Below are 20,214 nucleotides of genomic sequence, written 5' to 3'. Positions count from 1 at the left end.
TGAGATTCAAGTGTCTGGGGAAAGATCGCAGCCTCGTTGCACTCGACAGCTCCTACGCTCCTACGCTCCTACACAGCTTCTACAGGGCTGGATCAAATGTGCAGCGCCACCTCCCCCAAATGCCCCCCATGTGGCCCGAAACTGCGCTCGACCATCTGCCGCGTCCCATCGGCATGGACAATCAACGCTGTACTGGCCCGCGTCCCGTAGGCCGGGCTGGTAATGAACACACTCGACAGCAGCATCTCAGTCGCCACGCCCACCCCCGTATCAGGCAGCTCAGCCACCGGAGCAGGTTGCGGGTCGTTCAGCAGCGTAAGCAGTGCCTCGGGCTGCGGATCGTCCAACACCTCGCCCAGCGCCGCGCGGGCCTTGAGCAACTTGGGCCAGGGCGTGTTCAGCCCAGCGTTCGACAAGCCATAGACCCCCTCGCCCAACCGCTGCGGCTGGGCATCGCGGGCGTTGTGGTGCCACAGCTCGACGCCATCGCCGAGCAGCAGGTTGAACCCGCCATACTCGCTGGCGCGGGGCACGACTTCACTCAGGTAGTCGGCAATCGACAGATTCCCAGCCAGGAACCGCGCCACCAGTTCGCCGCGCGACTTGAATGCTGGCAACTGGCCCGGGTCCCGGATGTTGGTCAGCGCCGCAAAGCGTCCCTCGGCGCCAATCCCGAGCCAGGTGCCGCCGGCCTCCAGATCGCGACCGGCATGCACATGGGGCGCATCAGGCCACTGGGCCAGGGGCAAGGTCGGCCGGGCGTAGAACTCGTCGCGGTTGGCCGCCACGATCAGCGGCCGGGCATGGCCGGGTCGCCAGGCAAATACGATCAGACACATCAGGTCGTCCTGTTAAAAATGCCAATCACCAAATAAGGCTCGCGCTGGGCTCTGTAGGAGCTGGCGAAGCCTGCGATCTTTTGATCTTTTGATCTTTTGATCTTTTGATCTTTTGATCTTTTGATCTTTTGATCTTTCGCTTGAGATTCAGGTGTCTGGGGAAAGATCGCAGCCTCGTTGCACTCGACAGCTCCTACACAGCTCCTACACAGCTCCTACACAGCTCCTTGGGCGCAGTCGAGCGAGCGCGAGCTTGCTCTCTCGCCACAACATCTGTTCGCCACTCTACCCACACATCGCCCTCGCATCCATCGTCTTCAGTGGAGCCAGGGGCCATGGATCCGTTACCATGCCGCTCTTATTTCGGGGATGGGCGGGGAGAGGCTGGTGGAATTTGTGCTCTATCTGCTGCTCGGTGCCTGCGCCGGCGTGCTGGCCGGGTTGTTCGGCGTGGGCGGCGGGATCATCATCGTCCCGGTGCTGGTGTTCAGTTTCACCCTGCAGGGCTTCGACCCGCAGGTGTTGACGCACTTGGCTGTCGGCACCTCGCTGGCATCGATCATCTTCACCTCGGTCAATGCCGTACGCGAGCATCAGCGCAAAGGCGCGGTGCGCTGGCCGGTGTTCGCCTGGATGACCGTCGGCATCCTGATCGGTGCCGGATTCGGCGCGATCACCGCCGAAGCGATTTCCGGCCCGCACTTGCAGAAGATCATTGGCGTGTTCGCCTTGATCGTTGCCATGCAACTGGCCGTGGACTTCAAGCCCAACGCCAGTCGCAGCGTACCGGGCAAGGCCGGACTGACCCTGGCCGGCACGGTGATCGGCTGGGCCTCGGCGATTTTCGGCATCGGTGGCGGTTCGCTGACCGTGCCGTTCCTGACCTGGCGCAGCGTACCGATGCAGCAAGCGGTCGCGACCTCATCGGCCTGCGGACTGCCCATCGCCTTGGTCAGTGCATTAAGTTTCATGATTCTGGGCTGGCACGATCCGCTGCTGCCGGCTCATAGTCTCGGTTTTGTGTATTTGCCGGCGCTGCTGGGCATCGCCCTGACCAGCATGGTCTTCGCCCGCTTCGGTGCGCGGCTGGCCCATCGCCTGTCACCGCGCTTGCTCAAGCGGTTGTTCGCCGCCCTGCTATTGTGCGTCGGCTTGAGTTTCCTGTTCTGACGCAATCCTGGCTTAATCCCGAGGTGGCAGCGTCGCCCGGGTATTTTTGACGTTTACGAGGAATATCAATGCTGCCTTACCCGCAGATCGATCCGGTGGCCCTGGCCATCGGCCCGCTGAAAATCCACTGGTACGGCCTGATGTACCTGGTCGGTATCGGCGGCGCCTGGTTGCTGGCGTCGCGTCGGCTCAACCGTTTCGACCCGACCTGGAACAAGGAAAAGCTCTCCGACCTGATATTCTGGCTGTCCATGGGCGTGATCGTCGGTGGGCGCCTGGGTTATGTATTGTTCTACGACCTGAGCGCGTACCTGGCCAACCCGACGCTGATCTTCGAAGTCTGGAAGGGCGGCATGTCGTTCCACGGCGGGTTCATCGGCGTGATGCTGGCAGCGCTGTGGTTCGGCAAGCGCAACAACAAGTCGTTTTTCCAACTGATGGACTTCGTCGCGCCGATGGTGCCGATCGGCCTGGGCGCCGGGCGCATCGGCAACTTCATCAATGCCGAATTGTGGGGCAAGCCGACCGACGTGCCATGGGCGATGATCTTCCCGCCGTTCAGCGACCCGGCGCAGTTGCCGCGCCACCCGTCGCAGTTGTACCAGTTCGCCCTCGAGGGCGTGGCACTGTTCCTGATCCTCTGGGTGTTCTCGCGCAAGCCGCGGCCAACCATGGCGGTGTCGGGCATGTTTGCGCTGTTCTACGGGATCTTCCGTTTCATCGTTGAATTCGTCCGCGTACCGGACGCCCAGCTCGGCTATCTGGCATGGAACTGGCTGACCATGGGCCAACTGCTGTGCCTGCCAATGATCGTCGGCGGCCTGGCGCTGATCTGGCTGGCTTATCATCGCGCGCCGGCTGCGGCGGCCAAGATTTAAAATTCGAACCCCGGGGCGCTGGCCCCGGGTTCAAGGACACAGGTAATCCATGAAGCAATATCTCGATCTGGTGGCCCACGTCATCAAGAACGGCACCAAGCAAGCCAACCGCACCGGTGTGAACACCATCAGCTTCCCCGGCGCCATGCTGCGCTATGACTTGAAAGACGGTTTCCCGGCCATCACCACCCGCAAAATGGCCTTCAAATCGGCCATCGGCGAGATGTGCGGTTTTCTCCGTGGTGTGAACAACGCCGCCGAATTCCGCGCCCTGGGCTGCAAGGTCTGGGACCAGAACGCCAACGAAAACGCCCAATGGTTGGCCAACCCGTTCCGCCAGGGCGAAGACGACCTGGGCGAGATCTACGGCGTGCAATGGCGCAAGTGGCCGGCCTACAAACAGATCCCCCTGAGCAACCCGGCGGCCATCGAGCAGACGCTGGCCCAGGGTTACCGGCAGATCGCCAAGGGCGAAGAAAACGGCCAGGCCTACGTGGTGCTGTACAAGGCCATCGACCAGGTTCGCCAGTGCGTCGACACCATCATCAAGGACCCGGGCAGCCGGCGCATCCTGTTCCACGGCTGGAACTGCGCCCAGCTCGATGAAATGGCCCTGCCGCCGTGCCACCTGCTCTACCAGTTCCACCCGAATGTCGAGACCAAGGAAATCTCCCTGACCCTCTATATCCGCTCCAACGACCTGGGTCTGGGCACGCCATTCAACCTCACCGAAGGCGCCGCGCTGCTGAGCCTGGTCGGTCGCCTGACCGGCTACACGCCGCGCTGGTTCACCTATTTCATCGGTGATGCCCACGTCTACGAAAACCACTTGGACATGCTCAACGAACAGCTCACGCGCGAGCCGTTCCCGATGCCCAAGCTGGTGATTTCCGAGCGTGTGCCGGAGTTCGCCAAGACCGGTGTGTACCAGCCTGAATGGCTGGAGTTGGTGGAGCCGGGCGACTTCTCCCTCGAAGGCTACCAGCACCACGCGCCGATGACCGCGCCGATGGCGGTCTAAAAGAATCCCACCATCACCCCTGTGTGCGGGCCTGTGGGAGCAAAGCTTGCTCGCGATGGAAACGCCTCGATCCGTCAGAAGATCGCGTTATCGTTCGTCGCGAGCAAGCTTTGCTCCCACAGGCAGGTTCTCACAAGCTTTGCTCCCATAGGCTCGCCCATAGGCGGCTCTGTGTATTCGGATTGGCGGCAAGGGTTCAATGCCCATGACTGCGCCCCACATGCGAATGCTCCACCTCCGGCGCCACCGCCCCACTCACCTCCAACCGCTGCAAGATCCCGCATTGATCCGGGTCCGGCCCTTCGCCGCAGCGATGGCGCAGGTCGATCAGTTGCGTCTGCAAGGCCAGCAGGCCGTCGATGCGGGCCTTGACGTGTTGGATGTGTTCGTCGATCAGCGCGTTGACGCTTTCACACTGGTCCTGGGGGCTGTCGCGCAGGGCCAGGAGGCTGCGGATTTCTTCCAGGGTCATGTCCAGGGTGCGGCAGTTGCGAATGAACGTCAGCCGCTCGGCATGGGCCTGGGTGTAGACGCGGTAATTGCCGTCGCTGCGGGCCGGTTCCGGCAGCAGGCCTTCGCGTTCGTAATAGCGGATGGTTTCGACCTGGCAGTCGGTGATTTTCGCCAGTTCTCCGATTTTCATGAGGCGGCCTCCCAAATAGGTGCTTGACCCTATAGTGGCTACAGGGTCTTTACTGCGCAACAGGCACTTTTCACGGACGTCACCCGATGAGCGATTCCCTTCACATCCACAAACCCGACCACGGCCATGACCACGGGCATTCCTGCTGCGCCTCGAAAGCAGCCCCGGCAGTGGTCAACCTTGGCAAAACGCCGACGGACGGTGCGCGACTGAGCAGTTTCCGTATCGAAGCCATGGACTGCCCCACCGAACAGACGCTGATCCAGAACAAGCTCGGCAAGCTCGAAGGCGTGCAGCAACTGGAGTTCAACCTGATCAACCGCGTGCTGGGCGTAACCCACGATTTGCCTAGCGACGCACCGATCATCAAGGCCATCGAATCACTGGGGATGCAGGCCGAGCCAATGACCCCGGGCCAAGAGAAGGCTGCCCCTCACTCGCCCGCCCCGGCCAAGCCCTGGTGGCCATTGGCACTGTCCGGCGTGACGGCCCTGGGCGCCGAGGTGATCCATTTCACCAACGCCGCGCCCAACTGGGTGGTTGCGCTGGTAGCGTTGGTGTCGATCCTCAGCGGTGGCCTGGGTACCTACAAGAAGGGCTGGATCGCCCTGAAGAACCGCAACCTGAACATCAACGCGTTGATGAGCATCGCCGTGACCGGCGCCGTGCTGATCGGCCAATGGCCGGAAGCGGCGATGGTGATGTTCCTGTTCACCGTGGCCGAGCTGATCGAAGCCAAATCCCTGGACCGAGCGCGCAACGCCATCAGCGGCCTGATGCAGATGGCCCCACAACAGGCCACCGTGCAACAGGCCGATGGCAGCTGGCAGGTGCAAGATGTAAAAGTCATCGCCCTCGGTGCGCGGGTACGGGTTCGCCCGGGGGAAAGGGTTGGCCTGGACGGCGACGTGGTCGCCGGTCGTTCGACCATTGACCAGGCACCGATCACGGGCGAGAGCCTGCCGGTGGAAAAAACCATCGGCGACAAGGTGTTTGCCGGGACCATCAACCAGGCCGGCGAATTGGAATACACCGTGACCGCGGCGGCCGATCACTCCACCCTGGCGCGGATCATCCATGCCGTGGAACAGGCCCAGGGCTCCCGCGCGCCGACCCAGCGCTTCGTCGACCAGTTCTCTAGAATCTACACCCCGGCGGTGTTTGTCCTGGCCCTGGCTGTAGCCATCATCCCACCGCTGTTCATGGGTGCGACGTGGTTCGACTGGATCTACCGGGCGCTGGTGCTGCTGGTGGTCGCTTGCCCGTGTGCGCTGGTGATTTCCACCCCCGTGACCATCGTCAGCGGCCTCGCTGCTGCTGCGCGCAAAGGCATCCTGGTCAAGGGCGGCGTGTACCTGGAGGGTGGCTACAAGCTCGACTACCTGGCTCTGGACAAGACCGGCACGATTACCCACGGCAAGCCGGTGCAAACCGACTATGTGGCGCTGGACCCGAGCCTGGAAACCACCGCTCCGGCACTGGCCGCCAGCCTCGCCGCCCGCTCCGACCACCCGGTTTCCCGGGCGATTGCCAACGCGGCTGTGGATAAGCAACTGACACAGCAGGTTGTGGATAACTTCGAGGCGCTCGCCGGGCGCGGCGTGCGCGGCGACATCGGCGGACAGACTTACCACCTGGGCAACCACCGCCTCGTGGAAGACCTCGGCCTGTGCTCCCCCGAACTGGAAGAGAAACTCTTCGCCCTGGAAAAACAAGGCAAGTCCGTGGTGCTGCTGCTCGGCGCTACAGGCCCCTTGGCGCTGTTTGCCGTGGCCGACACCGTGAAAGACTCCAGCCGTGAAGCCATCCGCCAACTGCATGACCTGGGCATCAAGACCTTGATGCTCACCGGCGACAACGCCCACACCGCCGATGCGATTGCCGCGCAGGTGGGCATGGACCAGGCTCGGGGCGACCTGTTGCCCGAAGACAAGCTGCAAGCCATCGAAGCGTTGTACGCCCAGGGTCACCGCGTCGGCATGGTCGGCGACGGCATCAACGACGCCCCGGCCCTGGCCCGTTCGGAAATCGGTTTCGCCATGGCCGCGGCCGGCACCGACACGGCCATCGAGACCGCCGATGTCGCCTTGATGGACGACGACCTGCGCAAGATCCCGGCCTTCATTCGCCTGTCGCGGCAGACTTCCAGCATCCTGAAACAGAACATTGCCTTGGCGTTGGTGATCAAGGCGATCTTTCTCGGGTTCACCTTCGCCGGGGTCGCCACCATGTGGATGGCGGTGTTTGCCGACATGGGGGTGAGTTTGCTGGTGGTGTTCAATGGGTTGCGGTTGTTGCGCAAGTAAAGTTTGCGGTGACCGGGAGGGCCTCATCGCGAGCAAGCTTTGCTCCCACAGCAGATCTGCAGTGAGTTCAAACTCTGTACTCGCAACGATCCACTGTGGGAGCAAAGCTTGCTCGCGATGGGCCGCACAGCAGCCCTCATGAGTTAACGCCTATTCAGTCGCGCTGGGGCTCGCGGATCTTGTACCAGGCGACATACAGCGCCGGCAGGAACAGCAGCGTCAGCAGGGTGGCGACGATGATCCCGCCGATCATCGCGTAGGCCATCGGCCCCCAGAACACTTCCCGGGCAATCGGGATCATCCCCAGGCTCGCCGCGGCCGCGGTGAGCAGGATCGGTCGGCGCCGGTGCTCGGTGGCTTCCACCACCGCGTCCCAGGGCTCGTAGCCGTCACGTTCGTATTCATCGATCTGGGTCACCAGGATCACCGAGTTACGGATGATGATGCCAATCAACGCGAGGATCCCCAGGATCGCCACGAAGCCCATGGGCGTGCCCGTCGGCACCAGCGCCAGCACCACGCCGATCAACCCCAGGGGCGCGACGCTCGCCACCAGGAACAGTTTCTGCACGCTGTGCAGCTGGATCATCAGGAAGGTCGCCATCAAGAACAGCATCAACGGCACGACACTGGCGATCGGCCCTTGGGCCTTGCTGCTCTCCTCCACGGTACCGCCCGTAGCGACCTTGTAGCCCACTGGCAGGCCGGCGGCGAACTTGTCGATGTCCGGTTGCAGTTGCTTGACCAGGTCGGTGGGCTGGATCTCGTCGCGCACGGCAGCCTTGATGGTGATGGTCGGCTTACGGTCACGACGCCACACCAAGGGCTGCTCCAGTTCATAACGCACCGTGGCAAACGCCAGCAACGGAATCGAAGTGCCGCCCGGCGTGACGATCTGCAAGTTCTGCAGGGTTTCCGGCGTACCACGCTCGGCATCTTCGGCACGGCCGACCACGTCGATCAGGTAAATATCGTCGTTGACCTGGGTCACGGGCGTGCCGCTGACAATGCTGTTCATCAACCTGGCCACATCATCGGAAGACAAGCCCAACTGCCGCGCCTTGTCCTGCGCGATGTCGATGCGCAGCACCTTGCCCGGTTCGTTCCAGTCGTAAATGATTTCGCCAATGTGCGAGTTCTTGTCCAACTCGGTGGCCAGTTCGATCGCATGCTTGCGCACCTGGTCGATGTCTTTGCCGCTGACCCGATACTGGATCGGCCTTCCCACCGGCGGACCCATTTCCAGGGCCTGCACGTAACTGCCAATCCCGACGAAATCCTCACGCAGGCGCTTTTGCAGGCGCTCGGTGAGGGCCGTGCGCGACTCCAGGCCCTTGCTGACGATCACCAGTTGCGCGTAGTACGGATTCTGCAGTTGCTGGTCCAGCGGCAGGTAAAAGCGAATTGCGCCTTCGCCAATGTAGGTGCTCCAGCGCTCGATGTCCGGGTCGCCCTTGAGGGTCGCTTCCAGGCGATCGACAACCTTGCGGGTCTCGTCCATCGAGGCGTTTTGCGGCAGGTTGAGGTCCACCAGGATTTCCGGCCGGTCCGAAGACGGAAAGAACTGGTTCTGCACGAAGCGCATGCAAAACACCGACAGCACGAACAACAGCAAGGTGATGCCGATGGCCCACCAGCGATTGCGCATCGCCCACAGCAGGCCACCGTTGAATGCCCGGCCGATCCGCCCCGGCTCGGCGCTGTGGGGTTTGACGTTGGTGCTGAGGATGTGCACGCCGATCACCGGGGCAAACAACACCGCGACGATCCACGACACCAGCATCGCCACGGCGATGACCGCGAACAGGGTGAAGGTGTACTCACCGGCGGAACTGGCGTTCAGGCCGATGGGCACGAAACCGGCCACGGTCACCAGGGTCCCGGTAAGCATCGGGAACGCCGTCGAGGTGTAGGCGAAGGTCGCGGCCTGCTCCTTGCTGTCGCCTTTTTCCAGGCGCGTGACCATCATTTCCACGGTAATCATCGCGTCGTCCACCAGCAGGCCGAGGGCGATGATCAACGCGCCGAGGGAAATGCGCTGCATGGTGATGCCGCTGTATTCCATGAACAGGAAGACCATCGCCAGCACCAACGGAATCGAACAGGCCACCACCAGACCGGCCCTGACGCCGAGGCTGATGAAGCTGACGACCAGGACGATGATCACCGCCTCGAACAGGGCACTGGTGAAGCCGCCGACCGCCTCCTCCACTACTTCGGCCTGGTCCGACACCGTATGCACGCCAACGCCCACCGGCAGGTCGGCGGTCAGCTCGCTCATGCGCGCATGCAACGCCTTGCCGAAGTCCTGGATGTTGCCGCCCTTCTTCATGGCGATGGCAAGGCCGATGGCCGGTGTGCCGTTGAAACGGAACATCGGCGTGGCGGGGTCAACGTAACCGCGGCTGATATCGGCGATGTCGGCCAGTCGATAGAAGCGGTCATTGAGCCGCAGGTTGACGTTGGCCAGGTCTTTTTCCGACTGGAACTGCCCGGACGTGCGCACGGAAATCCGCTCTGGCCCGGCGTCGATGACCCCGGCCGGGGTCACGGCGTTCTGGGATTGCAGGCTTTGCACGACCTCGCGCTGGTCGATCCCCAGGGCGGCGAGTTTGCGCGTGGAGAAGTTCAGGTACAGCACTTCGTCCTGCTCGCCCACCATCTCGACCTTGCCCAGGCCCGGTACGTCACGGATCTCGGCGCGCACCTGTTCCACGTAGTCGCGCAACTGGCGCATCGACAGGCCGTCGCCGGTGAAGGCGTACACCGAACCGTAGACATCGCCGAACTCGTCGTTGAACCCGGGCCCTTGCAGGCCGTCAGGAAAATCGCCGCGAATGTCGTTGATCTTCTTGCGCACCTGGTACCAGATCTCGGGGATTTCCTTGGCCCCGGTGGTGTCGAGCAAGTACACGAACACCGTCGATTCCCCCGGTCGGGTGTAGCTTTTGACGTAGTCGAGGGAATCGAGCTCTTCGAGTTTTTTCTCGACGCGGTCGGTGACCTGCTTGAGGGTTTCTTCCTGGGTCGCGCCGGGCCAGCGGGTCTGGATGACCATGGTCTTGATGGTGAACGACGGGTCTTCTTCGCGCCCCAGGTTCATGTAAGAAAACACGCCCATCAACAATGCAACGAACATCAGGTACCAGACGAACGATTGATGCCGCAGGGCCCACTCGGACAGGTTGAAGGGCCCTTTCATCGTGCTTCCTCGTCGAGTTTCACTTTCTGCCCCGGCTGGAGACTGTTCACCCCAGCGCTGACCACGCGGTCGCCGGCCTTGATGCCGTTGGCCACCAGCACCGAGTTGTCCGAACGTTCGAGAATCCGTACGTCACGGGGTGAAACGGTCTGGCTTTGTGGATCGACCAGCCAGATCCGCGCCTTGCCGTCGACCTCCTGCAATGCGCTGAGTGGCAGCTCGATGCGCGGTTCGATGCTCGAACTCAGGGTCACGCTGACAGCCGTGCCCAGGCGAAAACCTGGCGGTGTATCGGCCAATGTCAGGCGCGCGCGGCGGGTGCGGGTGGCGCTCTGGGCCTGGGGTTCGATCTCGCGCACGGTGGCGGTGGTGTGGATGCTCGGGTCCAATTGCGCGGCGACCTCGAACACTACGTCCGGGGGCAGGCGCTCGGCCAGCCCGGCCGGCAGGTCGATCACCGCCTCCTTGATGTCCGGGCGGGCCAGGGTCACCACTTGCTGGCCAGCGGTGACCACCTGCCCGGCTTCGGCATTCCAGGCCGTGACGATGGCATCGTGGTCGGTGTGCAGCTCGCTGTAGTTAAGCTGATCGCGGGCCTGCTCCACCGAGGCCCGGGCCTGTTCGAGAGAAGCGCCGGTGGTTTTCAGGTCGGTCTGGGCGAGGTCCAGTTGCGCCTGGGCACCGACGCCACGGTCGAACAATTGCTGCTGGCGACGGGCATTGGCCTGGGCATTGATGTACTGCGCCTCGATCCGCGCCAGATCGCCCTGGGCGGCGCGCAACTGGTTCTGCTGGTCGGTGGGATCGAGCGTGGCAAGCAGGTCGCCCTTCTTCACCTGCGCGCCGACGTCGACATTGCGGCTGGCGATCCGTCCTGGCACGCGGAAACCCAGGTTGCTCTCGTAACGGGCCTGGATATTCCCGGCGAACCGCCCAAGCGCCTGCTGGTCGAGGGCCCTGACCTCAACGGACAACACCGGGCGCACCGGTTCGGGCGGCGCTTCTTCCTTGGAGCAGGCGGCCAGCAACAGGCCGGCCGAGACCATCCACAGGCGCTTCATGGCTGGGCTCCCGGCGTGGTTTTTCCAGCGGTGTTTTCAGCGATCTCGACGCGTACGCCGGGGTGCAGCAATTGCCCGCCCGCGGTGATGATTTTCTCACCGCCCTTGAGGCCATCGCTGATGATGACCTTGCCGGTCAGGTAGCGGCCGACGGTCACCGTTTGCAACTGCGCCTTGCCCTCGCCGTCCACCAGCCACACGGCCGGGTCACTGAGGTTCTTGGTCAATGCCGACCAAGGCAGCTCGAAGGCGGTCTTGCCGGCAGACTTGGCCGTGGCGCTGACCACCGAGCCCAGGTGCATGCCTTCGGGTAAGTCATCGAGGGTGACCTTGACCTGCACGGTGCCGGTCTGGGCAGACACCACCGGGGTGATTTCACGCACCGTGCCGGTGGTCTTGATGGCGGGGTTATCCAACAAACTGATGGTGATTGCAGGGTCCGACGGCGGTTCGCGCAACAGCGATTCGTAGATGTTGAACACTGCGTCGCGTTCGCCATCCCGGGCCAGGCTGAAGATCGGCTCAGTGGCCTGCACCACCTGGCCGACTTCCGCCTGGCGCGCCGTGATGATGCCCGGTGCCTCGGCAACCAGTGCGGTGTAGCTCAGTTGTTCGCGAGCGTTGGCCAGTTGGGCCTGGGCGGCGGTCAACGCGCTTTGGCTGCTGCGCAGTTGGGCCTGGGCCGCGTCGTATTCGCTCTGGCTGGTGTAGCCCTTGGGCAAGAGTTTCTGCTGGCGCACGAACGCCGCCGCACTCTGCTTGACCCGCGCCTGCTCGGCGGCCACCTGGGCCTCGGCGGAGTCGACGTTGGTCTGCAGGTCCCGAGGATCGAGCCGGGCCAGCACTTGCCGGGCCGAGACGCGGTCGCCGACATCGACCTTGCGCTCGATGATCTTGCCACCCACGCGAAACGACAAGTCAGCCTGCACCCGCGCCTGGATATCGCCGGTCAGGGTCACCGAGGCGGCGTATTCGCTGGGCACGGCTTGTTGCACGAAAACCCGTGGCAGGGCTTTTTCTTCGATTTTTTTATCACCGCATCCCGTCAACAACGCATACACGCCCAAGACAACAATCAATTTGATTCCAGGACCAGACATGCGGACTCCTTTGCGCTGTACGGACGTACCAGTGACGATACGACTGTGAGCTTAGAACAGGGTTCAACGAATGCGTAGCAGTCAGGCAGACTGGTCTCTTTCCCGTAGGAGCTGTCGAGCGAAGCGAGGCTGCGATCTTTTGATCTTTTACTTGAGACCCAACGGGGTTTGGAAAGATCGCAGCTTCGCTTCGCTCGACAGCGCCTACAACCCCATGCAGAAGGAGTTTGCTGATGCTCAAGACATTGGCGGTGGCCAACTATCGATCGATCAATAAATTGGTCATTCCTCTGGGCCGGCTGAACCTGATCACCGGCCCCAACGGCAGCGGCAAATCCAATCTGTATCGCGCCCTGCGCCTGCTGGCGGAGACGGCCCAGGGCGGGGTGGTCAACGCCCTGGCCCGCGAAGGCGGACTGGACTCGACCTTCTGGGCCGGGCCGGAAGAAATCAGCCGACGCATGCGCAACGGCGAGGTGCCGGTCCAGGCGACGGCATGGCAGCGTATCAAGCGCTTGCGCCTGGGTTTCGCCGGCGAGGACTTCAGCTACTCGATCTCCCTGGGCCTGCCGGAACCCAGCCTTTCAGCGTTTTCCCTGGACCCTGAAATCAAGCGCGAATGCATCTGGGCCGGCCCGGTGTTTCGGCCGGCCAGCCTGCTGGTGGACCGCAATGGGCCGATGATCCGTGCCCGCGAAGGCCGTTCCTGGGATGTGCTGGCCCAGCACACGCCGACCTTCGACAGCCTGTTCGACCAGGTCGGCAGCCTGCGCACTTCGCCGGAGGTCTTGCAGATGCGCGAGTTCATTCGTCGCTGGCGTTTCTATGACCATTTTCGCAGCGACGCCGACGCCCCGGTGCGCCAGCCGCAACTGGGCACCCGCACGCCGGTGTTGCACCACGACGGACGCGACCTGGCCGCCGCGCTGCAGACCATCCTTGAAATCGGCGACGTAGAGGCTTTGCATGCCGCCATCGGTGACGCGTTCCCCGGCGCCCACCTGCACATCGAGAAACTGCAAGGCGGTCGTTTCGCCATCGCGTTTCAGCAGCATGGCCTGCTGCGCCCACTGTCCGCCGCCGAACTGTCGGACGGGACCCTGCGCTATCTGTTGCTGGTGGCCGCCCTGCTCACCCCCAGGCCGCCCTCGCTGATGGTGCTCAACGAACCGGAAACAAGCCTGCACCCCGATCTGTTGCCGGCCTTGGCGCGGCTGATCATCCGCGCTTCAGTCAATTGCCAGGTCTGGGTGGTGTCCCACGCCACGCGCCTGATCGCCGCCCTGGAGCAGGATGAACATTGCAATTGCATCGTGCTGGAAAAAGAGCTGGGGCAGACCGGGATTGTCGGGCAGCGAGTGTTGGATGAGCCGGCGTGGCATTGGCCGGATTGAGTGGCGCCTGATAAACCGAATCGCGAGCAAGCTCCCACAACTTAAATCGCGCGCACAAAAAACGCCGACGCTGTATCAGCCGTCGGCGCTTGAAACCGTGAAAAGATTTAGCCCGCGAATCAGAACGCCGGCAGTACCGCGCCGCTGTATTTCTTCTCGATGAACGCCTTCACTTCAGGGCTGGTCAGGGCCTTGGCCAGTTTCTGGATGGCCGGGCTGTCCTTGTTGTCTGGACGGGCCACCAGGAAGTTGACGTAAGGCGAATCCGAACCTTCGATCACCAGTGCATCCTTGGCCGGGTTAAGGCCCGCTTCCAGGGCATAGTTGGTGTTGATCAGGTCCAGGTCGACCTGGTCCAGCACGCGCGGCAGCATGGCCGATTCCAGTTCCTTGAACTTGAAGTTGTGCGGGTTCTTGGCGATATCTTTCGGGGTCGCCAATGCGTTTTTCGGGTCTTTCAACTCGATCAGGCCAGCCTTCTGCAGCAGGATCAGCGCACGACCGCTGTTGCTGCCTTCGTTAGGCAACGCGATGGTCGCGCCGTCTGGCAGATCAGCCAGCTTTTTGTACTTTTTCGAGTAGCCGCCGAACGGTTCGACGTGAACGCCGATCACGGTCACCAGATGGGTGCCTTTGCCTTCGTTGAAGTTCGTCAGGTACGGCAGGGTCTGGAAGTAGTTGGCGTCCAGGCGCTTCTGATCGACCTGTACGTTGGGTTGGACGTAGTCGGTGAAGACCTTGATTTCCAGGTCCACGCCTTCTTTGGCCAGGGCCGGCTTGATCAGCTCGAGGATTTCAGCGTGGGGCACCGGCGTGGCAGCCACCACCAGTTTCTCCGCGGCCTGGGCCAGGCCCGAGGCCAGGGCTGCCGCCAATGCGGTGAACAACAGAACCTTTTTCATGCAGTGTCCTTATCGAAAATCACTGTCGTCATGGACGACGGCCAACTATGAGAGTGCCAGTGAAGTGCTATCGCTGGCGTGATGTGGACGATACCGATATTTTTTATTCCTTAACAATATCTTTTATTCAAGTTCATATTCATTTTACTCATATAGAAAACACTATTTTTGTGGCGGGGGAGCTTGCTCCCGCTTTGTGTAGGAGCTGGCGAAGCCTGCGATCTTTTGATTTTTGATCTTTCGCTTGAGATTCAAGTGGCTGGGGAAAGATCGCAGCCTCGTTGCACTCGACAGCTCCTACACAGCTCCTACACAGCGCCTGTGGGAGTAAGGTTTCGGTCTAGGGTGTTGGGTTCAGTCGATTGAGCAGCGCCTTGAGGGCTTGGTGCTCAGCTTGCGAGCCTTGGGCAATGACCTGCGCCACCTGCTGATCAATCAGCTCCAGGGCTGAAGGCTGGGACGGGAGATTCAAGTGCTCCGGCAAAATCTCATCCCCCGTGCTCACCAGCAATGCGAAGTGAATGACGTTTTCCAGCTCGCGGGTGTTGCCCGGCCAACCGTGCCGCTCAAGGGCTTGCTGCGCCGCTTCACTGATCAGCGGCACGGTGAGGCCGAGGCGCTGGCTGTAGATGCCCAGGAAGTATTCGGCCAGGGACTGGATATCGCCTACCCGTTCGCGCAGGGCCGGCAGTTCCAGCTGGCCTTCGCCGAGGTAATGGTAGAGCCGTTCGTGGAATTTCCCGGCGGCCACTGCTTGCGCCAGGTCGATGCTGGTGGCCGCCACCAGGCGGACATCCACTGGGCTGGGCTGATGCGCGCCCACACGAGTGACTTCGTGGTTTTCCAGCGCCGCCAGCAATTTGATCTGGATCGGCAGCGGCAAATCACCGATTTCATCCAGGTAAAGGGTGCCGCCATTGGCCGAACCGAACCAACCGGCCCGGCTGCTGGCCGAGCCGCTGTAGCTGCCAGCGGCATAGCCGAACAGTTCGGCGTCGGCGTAGGTCGGGCTGATGGCGCCGCAGTTGACCGACACGAACAATCCACCGCGATCGCTTTCACGGTGGATATGCCGGGCCAGCAGTTCCTTGCCGCTACCGGTTTCGCCGCGTATCAGCACCGAGATCGCACGCGGCGCCAGTTGCTCCAATGCCTGGCGCAACTGCCGGGAACGGGGGTCGACGAACACCAGCGCCTTGGCGCGAATGCTCAGGGGGCTTTTTTCCGCATCGGGAAAGGTCAGCAATGGCTGACCGAAGGTTTCATGCAAACTCATGGCAGGCTCCCGCCCCAGGCCGTCGGGAGACGGGGGGGCGCTAAACGATCAGGCGCGGCGCAGGGCGTGATGCTCCATGCGGTTTTGCAGACGATAGAGGTAAGCGAAACCCTGCTCCCAGCGCTGGTGGCCGGACGTCACGTTGATATGCCCCGCCCCCGCCAGGATCCCGGCCTCGGCCCCCCAGTTGCGCGCCAGTTCCAGAGCGCGCGGGGCGCTCACGGCGGCGTCGTTGTCGGAACTGACCACTTGGCTTGGGAACGGCAACAGATCAGTGGGAATCGGCGCGAAGTTGCGCAGCGCCGGAGCGCAGGCTGGCCGCTCGACATCCGCTGGCGCCACCAGCAACGCCCCACGCACCTGTCGCAGAAACTGCACCGGGGCGGTGGCGGCCCAATGGGCCACCGCGATGCAACCCAGGCTATGGGCAATCAGGATCACCGGCGTGCTGTCGGCGGCCACGGCCTCGGCCAACGCCGCGACCCAGTCTTCACGCCGAGGCGTCACCCAATCGGCCTGCTCGACCCGGGCGCTGTTGGGCAGGCTGTTCTGCCAGTGGGTTTGCCAATGATCTTCCGGCGATCCTTGCCAGCCCGGCACAATCAGGTAGCGAATCGATTCGTTGCGCATGGGTGCTCTCCTGCGTGTCTGTTCCCGGACGAGTATAGGGAGGAGAGCTATATTATTTAAGGAATAAGAAGATATTTGTTAATAACAATAAAGAATATCACTGTTGTGGGAGCGGGCTTGCTCGCGAAAGCGGGGGGTCAGTTGACGCTGATGCTGCCTGACACGACGCATTCGCGAGCAAGCCCGCTCCCACAGGTTGCGTATGTACCTCACTCGCTGCGTCCCCTCCTCAGCAACACATTCAATTGGTCCACTACCTCCGCCCAGTCCGCATCCTCGAGGATTTCTTCGCGCAGCAGTTGCTGCTGGCTTTCGCTCCAGAAAAACGCATCGGCCAAGTGAAGGTCGGGTTTGAGGGGTGAATGGGTGGAGATGAATTTGTCGATATCAACGGCCTTGTCAGATAGGCCCAATTGTTTGAACAGCGCGGGCAGGCTGTGGATCGGCGATTCCATGCGGGACTCCTGAGCATAAGACGGATGGCTGGTTCTTTACTCAGTCTAGTCCCTTGACGACCGTCAGACTGATCAAAATTCAATCAACCCTCGACTCGACTAGACTTTAAGTAACATCCCGACGACTACGGTTGTGGAGGGTCCTGTGAACATTCACTGGTTGACGGTTGCGCTGCTGGCGATCAGCGGGCCTGCGTTCGGCGCCGATGGCCTCGTGTTGCCGGGCACCGATCCCCTCGGTTTCTGGCTGGTCGCGGCGGGGGTGGCCTTGCTGGTCTTCGAGGCGTCCCTGCCCAATTATGGCGTCGCGGGGCTGGGCGGCATTGTCTTGTGCGTGATTGGTGCGGTCATCCTGACCAACACCGATGTCCCGGTTCCGCTGATGCTCGGCCTGGGCCTGGTCAGTGCTTTGCTGCTGATCGTCCTGCTGGTCCGTGCTTTGAAAACACGACCGCGCCAGCCTGTCAGCGGCGATGCCGCGCTGTTGGGCAGCGTCACGGCGGTGACCGCGTTGCAGGCCGGCAATAATCATCATGGCTGGGTCCAGTTGGAAGGCGAACGCTGGCAGGTGGCAAGCGCAACGCCGCTGCGGCCTGGGCAAGCGGTGCGAGTTATCGCACGCAAGGGTTTGCTGCTGGAAGTGGCCGCCGCTGACTCAGGAGGGGTATGAGATGGGCATGCAAATCGGTTTTACGCTGCTGTTGTTGCTGTTGATCGCACTGGCGGCTTCGACATTCCGGATCCTGCGTGAATACGAACGCGCCGTGGTGTTCCAGCTCGGTCGGTTCTGGCAGGTCAAGGGGCCGGGGTTGATCCTGCTGATTCCGGTGGTGCAGCAGATGATCCGCGTCGACCTGCGTACCATTGTCCTCGACGTGCCGCCTCAGGATGTGATCACCCGGGACAACGTCTCGGTGAAGGTCAACGCGGTGCTGTATTTCCGCGTGCTCGACCCGCAGAAGGCCATCATCCAGGTCGAAAACTTCCTCATGGCCACCAGCCAACTGGCCCAGACCACCTTGCGTGCGGTCCTCGGCAAGCATGAGCTGGACCAATTGCTGGCCGAGCGCGAGCAATTGAACAGCGACATTCAACAGGTGCTCGACGCCCAGACCGACATCTGGGGCATCAAAGTCGCGAACGTCGAGATCAAGCACGTGGACCTCAACGAATCAATGATCCGCGCCATCGCTCGACAAGCCGAAGCCGAACGGGAACGCCGGGCCAAAGTGATCCATGCCGAAGGCGAACTGCAAGCCTCGGAAAAACTCATGCAGGCCGCCGAAATGCTCGGCCGCCAGCCTGGCGCCATGCAGTTGCGCTACATGCAGACACTGAGCTCGATTGCCGGAGACAAAAGCTCCACGATCGTCTTTCCCTTGCCGATTGAATTGCTCAAGGGGATGGCGGAGTTATCGCCCAACAAGGCTTGATGCATTGATGATGGACTGAAGGCTGGCCTTTGTGGCGAGGGGATTTATCCCCGCTGGGTTGCGCAGCAGCCCTAAAGCAGTGAACTCAATCTTCCTGGCACACCGAGTTGGCTGGTTTGGGGGCCGCTTCGCAACCCAGCGGGGATAAATCCCCTCGCCACAAAAAGCGTGTTTGACCCCGCTACAGGGGCAGTGCCTTCAACGCCTCGTAAGGCCCCTGCGCCCAGCGCATGACCCGCTCACGCAACAACGCCGAAGCCTCCCGGCGCTTGTCCTCGCTATCGCCAACAAACGCCTGCGCCGGCTGCTTGGCATGCTGCCCCACTGCGGCGAACACTTGCCTGCATTGCTCATCATCGAGCCCAAAAAACGCCGCGAGCCGGCCCGTCATCGCCTCGGGCAGTTCGGTGTAGTTGACCGCCATTGCGGCATAGGCCTGGCAGTGTTCCAAGCCTGTCGCCAACAACCGCCCCACCCGGCGCGAGATGAAATCTTCCCGGCTGCTGAACGGCAGTCCATCATCCAGGACACTCGTCCCGATCATGCCCGGCACCATGTGCATGCCAGGACGGCGCAGATGGGAGACGGCGATTTCCAAGGGGTCGCGGTACAGGAACAGCCACGGCGTGTCGGGAAAACACTCACGCAACAGCGCCAGCTCACCAATGTTCCAAGCATCGAGCTTGACCACCAGGCGCTGCTCCACACCTCGGCGGCGCTGCCCATAGGCCGACATCAAGCCCTTGAGCGCCACGCACCGCTCGGCCGGCGGCACATCACTGCGCAGCAGCGTATCCAGGGGCGGCGGTTCCGAGATGACGATGTGGTCGTCCAGTTGGGCGAGCATCTGGCTGATCAATGTCGAGCCGCAACGGGAGGCATGGAAAATGAACGCACCGGGCGCCAGGCCCGGGCTCTGTCGTTGCCACTGACCGAGAACGTCCAAGGGTGTCTGGCGACGGAACGCCTGGTTGAAGGGCAAGCGCAGGGCGTCTTCCACGGCATCGCTGAAGAACGGTTGCGACAGTCGCGCGTCGCCAAACCAACACCAATCAACCCGCCACTGCCCGGCCTCCTGCCATACGCGGATCGGCAGCCAACCGTGCAGGTTCAGGCCTTCCACTGGTTGCTCCACTGCTGGCGACCGTTGCGCATCGCAGTGCGTAACTCTTCCCGGGTGAAATGAAGCCCTTGCTCGGCCCCCAGGGCCCGCGCGGACTCAATGAAAGTGTCGAGGTCATGCAGGCTCTGCAAGGTTCGGGCGAGATGAGGATCCGTTTCCACGCGCTGCTGAAAACGGCCAAAGTCGCTTTGCCCGACGCCCGCGGAAGGCGTGGTGGGCAGCCCATCGGCAATCTGCTGGGCCAGCCACGGCCCGGGGCGACAATCGAGCACCAGGTGAACCCGTGGATGAGCACTTCGATTGACCACCCGATGAGGTCGCGCCAGGTCGAGGAACCAGCACTCGCCCGTCGTCATCGCAATGATTTGCCCATCCAGGAAAAAGTCCACGCCAGGCGAGCTGAGCAGCGGCACGTGCAGGCGCAGGTCGGCGTCCGGCCCGCCCAAGTCATAATCGTGATGTTCGTGGATGCACCCGCCGGGCCCGAGCCGCAGCAGCCGGGCCGAGACGATCTCCAGGGGCCAGTCGCGCAACGCCTCATGCCAGCGGCCATCCGTTGACCAAGGCGCGCGGTGCAGGGGCTGACCGCGCCCGGGCGACAGCTCGGTGAGGGCATCGGCCGCCGAAATCAGCGCCACCCCGCTCCAGTCGCCGCTGTAATAGGCACGGTTGAAATGCCCCTGCCAGCGTTCGTCTTCAATGGCGGCCAGTGCCTGCAACAGCAACGGCAGGTTCACCGCCACCGGCAGCCGGGAAAACGCCGGGCGTGTCATGCCAGCGC

18 protein-coding genes are annotated in these 20,214 nt (G+C 62.4%); 7 read left to right on the top strand and 11 right to left on the bottom strand.

The features are described from left to right. Positions 1-92 precede the first annotated feature (92 nt). On the bottom strand, positions 93-839 hold the full coding sequence (locus tag GFU70_RS01410; RefSeq protein WP_058546639.1) for an NRDE family protein: 747 nt from the start codon (positions 837-839) through the stop codon (positions 93-95). 387 nt (positions 840-1,226) lie between these two features. Here GFU70_RS01410 and GFU70_RS01405 point away from each other — a divergent pair, with 387 nt between their 5' ends. From GFU70_RS01405 to GFU70_RS01395, 3 genes are all read left to right on the top strand, one after another. Next, positions 1,227-2,009: a sulfite exporter TauE/SafE family protein gene (locus GFU70_RS01405; protein WP_058546664.1), complete on the top strand. Its 783-nt coding sequence runs from the start codon at positions 1,227-1,229 to the stop codon at positions 2,007-2,009. A 68-nt stretch (positions 2,010-2,077) separates the two neighbouring features. Beyond that, positions 2,078-2,887, top strand: a complete 810-nt coding sequence (lgt, locus tag GFU70_RS01400; RefSeq protein WP_058546638.1) for a prolipoprotein diacylglyceryl transferase — start codon at positions 2,078-2,080, stop codon at positions 2,885-2,887. A 49-nt stretch (positions 2,888-2,936) separates the two neighbouring features. Beyond that, on the top strand, positions 2,937-3,908 hold the full coding sequence (locus GFU70_RS01395) for a thymidylate synthase (protein WP_153387494.1): 972 nt from the start codon (positions 2,937-2,939) through the stop codon (positions 3,906-3,908). A gap of 196 nt (positions 3,909-4,104) precedes the next feature. Here GFU70_RS01395 and cadR read toward each other — a convergent pair whose 3' ends face one another. Beyond that, complete coding sequence (gene cadR / locus GFU70_RS01390; protein WP_072409253.1) at positions 4,105-4,551, bottom strand: Cd(II)/Pb(II)-responsive transcriptional regulator; 447 nt, start codon at positions 4,549-4,551, stop codon at positions 4,105-4,107. Positions 4,552-4,637: 86 nt separating this feature from the next. On the opposite strand from cadR, the gene GFU70_RS01385 reads away from it, so the two are divergent. Continuing rightward, on the top strand, positions 4,638-6,857 hold the full coding sequence (locus GFU70_RS01385; protein ID WP_153387493.1) for a heavy metal translocating P-type ATPase: 2,220 nt from the start codon (positions 4,638-4,640) through the stop codon (positions 6,855-6,857). A 154-nt stretch (positions 6,858-7,011) separates the two neighbouring features. On the opposite strand, the gene GFU70_RS01380 is transcribed toward GFU70_RS01385, so the two are convergent. The 3 genes from GFU70_RS01380 to GFU70_RS01370 are packed head-to-tail and all read right to left on the bottom strand — an operon-like array spanning position 7,012 to position 12,220. Further along, on the bottom strand, positions 7,012-10,059 hold the full coding sequence (locus tag GFU70_RS01380; RefSeq protein ID WP_153387492.1) for an efflux RND transporter permease subunit: 3,048 nt from the start codon (positions 10,057-10,059) through the stop codon (positions 7,012-7,014). Next, complete coding sequence (locus GFU70_RS01375) at positions 10,056-11,120, bottom strand: efflux RND transporter periplasmic adaptor subunit (protein WP_058546633.1); 1,065 nt, start codon at positions 11,118-11,120, stop codon at positions 10,056-10,058. The genes GFU70_RS01380 and GFU70_RS01375 overlap by 4 nt, the downstream gene beginning before the upstream one ends. Beyond that, positions 11,117-12,220 carry an efflux RND transporter periplasmic adaptor subunit gene (locus GFU70_RS01370; RefSeq protein WP_058546632.1) on the bottom strand — a complete coding sequence of 368 codons (1,104 nt, stop codon included), beginning with the start codon at positions 12,218-12,220 and terminating at the stop codon, positions 11,117-11,119. The genes GFU70_RS01375 and GFU70_RS01370 overlap by 4 nt, the downstream gene beginning before the upstream one ends. A gap of 233 nt (positions 12,221-12,453) precedes the next feature. On the opposite strand from GFU70_RS01370, the gene GFU70_RS01365 reads away from it, so the two are divergent. Continuing rightward, positions 12,454-13,614 carry an AAA family ATPase gene (locus GFU70_RS01365; RefSeq protein ID WP_116643428.1) on the top strand — a complete coding sequence of 387 codons (1,161 nt, stop codon included), beginning with the start codon at positions 12,454-12,456 and terminating at the stop codon, positions 13,612-13,614. 119 nt (positions 13,615-13,733) lie between these two features. On the opposite strand, the gene GFU70_RS01360 is transcribed toward GFU70_RS01365, so the two are convergent. From GFU70_RS01360 to GFU70_RS01345, 4 genes are all read right to left on the bottom strand, one after another. After that, positions 13,734-14,516, bottom strand: a complete 783-nt coding sequence (locus GFU70_RS01360) for a MetQ/NlpA family ABC transporter substrate-binding protein (RefSeq protein WP_058546630.1) — start codon at positions 14,514-14,516, stop codon at positions 13,734-13,736. A gap of 340 nt (positions 14,517-14,856) precedes the next feature. Beyond that, positions 14,857-15,792: a sigma 54-interacting transcriptional regulator gene (locus GFU70_RS01355; RefSeq protein WP_153387491.1), complete on the bottom strand. Its 936-nt coding sequence runs from the start codon at positions 15,790-15,792 to the stop codon at positions 14,857-14,859. 48 nt (positions 15,793-15,840) lie between these two features. Next, positions 15,841-16,422 carry an alpha/beta hydrolase gene (locus GFU70_RS01350; protein WP_153387490.1) on the bottom strand — a complete coding sequence of 194 codons (582 nt, stop codon included), beginning with the start codon at positions 16,420-16,422 and terminating at the stop codon, positions 15,841-15,843. A 209-nt stretch (positions 16,423-16,631) separates the two neighbouring features. Continuing rightward, complete coding sequence (locus GFU70_RS01345; protein ID WP_058543945.1) at positions 16,632-16,877, bottom strand: DUF2789 domain-containing protein; 246 nt, start codon at positions 16,875-16,877, stop codon at positions 16,632-16,634. A gap of 145 nt (positions 16,878-17,022) precedes the next feature. On the opposite strand from GFU70_RS01345, the gene GFU70_RS01340 reads away from it, so the two are divergent. Together GFU70_RS01340 and GFU70_RS01335 are read left to right on the top strand one after the other, a co-directional pair. Further along, a complete protein-coding gene (locus GFU70_RS01340) occupies positions 17,023-17,547 on the top strand; it encodes an NfeD family protein (RefSeq protein WP_064106973.1) in 525 nt (174 codons plus the stop codon). A gap of 1 nt (position 17,548) precedes the next feature. Beyond that, positions 17,549-18,310: a slipin family protein gene (locus GFU70_RS01335; RefSeq protein WP_058546781.1), complete on the top strand. Its 762-nt coding sequence runs from the start codon at positions 17,549-17,551 to the stop codon at positions 18,308-18,310. A gap of 181 nt (positions 18,311-18,491) precedes the next feature. Here the strand turns inward: GFU70_RS01335 and GFU70_RS01330 are convergent, their stop codons facing one another. Both GFU70_RS01330 and GFU70_RS01325 read right to left on the bottom strand, forming a co-directional pair. After that, positions 18,492-19,433: a sulfotransferase family protein gene (locus GFU70_RS01330; RefSeq protein WP_153387489.1), complete on the bottom strand. Its 942-nt coding sequence runs from the start codon at positions 19,431-19,433 to the stop codon at positions 18,492-18,494. Then, positions 19,421-20,206, bottom strand: a complete 786-nt coding sequence (locus GFU70_RS01325) for an aspartyl/asparaginyl beta-hydroxylase domain-containing protein (protein ID WP_153387488.1) — start codon at positions 20,204-20,206, stop codon at positions 19,421-19,423. The genes GFU70_RS01330 and GFU70_RS01325 overlap by 13 nt, the downstream gene beginning before the upstream one ends. Positions 20,207-20,214 lie beyond the last annotated feature (8 nt).

Origin of the sequence: Pseudomonas brassicacearum (assembly GCF_009601685.2) — a bacterium.
In the GTDB taxonomy this organism is placed as follows: domain Bacteria; phylum Pseudomonadota; class Gammaproteobacteria; order Pseudomonadales; family Pseudomonadaceae; genus Aquipseudomonas; species Aquipseudomonas kilonensis_B.
The sequence above is the reverse complement of the archived record's forward strand: the minus strand, read 5'-3'. Positions and strand labels throughout refer to the sequence as shown.

Coding starts and splice junctions, on each gene's coding strand:
- GFU70_RS01410 (WP_058546639.1), bottom strand. CDS start 839: ATGTGTCTGATCGTATTTGCCTGGCGACCCGGCCATGCCCGGCCGCTG.
- lgt (WP_058546638.1), top strand. CDS start 2,078: ATGCTGCCTTACCCGCAGATCGATCCGGTGGCCCTGGCCATCGGCCCG.
- GFU70_RS01395 (WP_153387494.1), top strand. CDS start 2,937: ATGAAGCAATATCTCGATCTGGTGGCCCACGTCATCAAGAACGGCACC.
- cadR (WP_072409253.1), bottom strand. CDS start 4,551: ATGAAAATCGGAGAACTGGCGAAAATCACCGACTGCCAGGTCGAAACC.
- GFU70_RS01385 (WP_153387493.1), top strand. CDS start 4,638: ATGAGCGATTCCCTTCACATCCACAAACCCGACCACGGCCATGACCAC.
- GFU70_RS01380 (WP_153387492.1), bottom strand. CDS start 10,059: ATGAAAGGGCCCTTCAACCTGTCCGAGTGGGCCCTGCGGCATCAATCG.
- GFU70_RS01375 (WP_058546633.1), bottom strand. CDS start 11,120: ATGAAGCGCCTGTGGATGGTCTCGGCCGGCCTGTTGCTGGCCGCCTGC.
- GFU70_RS01370 (WP_058546632.1), bottom strand. CDS start 12,220: ATGTCTGGTCCTGGAATCAAATTGATTGTTGTCTTGGGCGTGTATGCG.
- GFU70_RS01365 (WP_116643428.1), top strand. CDS start 12,454: ATGCTCAAGACATTGGCGGTGGCCAACTATCGATCGATCAATAAATTG.
- GFU70_RS01360 (WP_058546630.1), bottom strand. CDS start 14,516: ATGAAAAAGGTTCTGTTGTTCACCGCATTGGCGGCAGCCCTGGCCTCG.
- GFU70_RS01355 (WP_153387491.1), bottom strand. CDS start 15,792: ATGAGTTTGCATGAAACCTTCGGTCAGCCATTGCTGACCTTTCCCGAT.
- GFU70_RS01350 (WP_153387490.1), bottom strand. CDS start 16,422: ATGCGCAACGAATCGATTCGCTACCTGATTGTGCCGGGCTGGCAAGGA.
- GFU70_RS01345 (WP_058543945.1), bottom strand. CDS start 16,877: ATGGAATCGCCGATCCACAGCCTGCCCGCGCTGTTCAAACAATTGGGC.
- GFU70_RS01335 (WP_058546781.1), top strand. CDS start 17,549: ATGGGCATGCAAATCGGTTTTACGCTGCTGTTGTTGCTGTTGATCGCA.
- GFU70_RS01325 (WP_153387488.1), bottom strand. CDS start 20,206: ATGACACGCCCGGCGTTTTCCCGGCTGCCGGTGGCGGTGAACCTGCCG.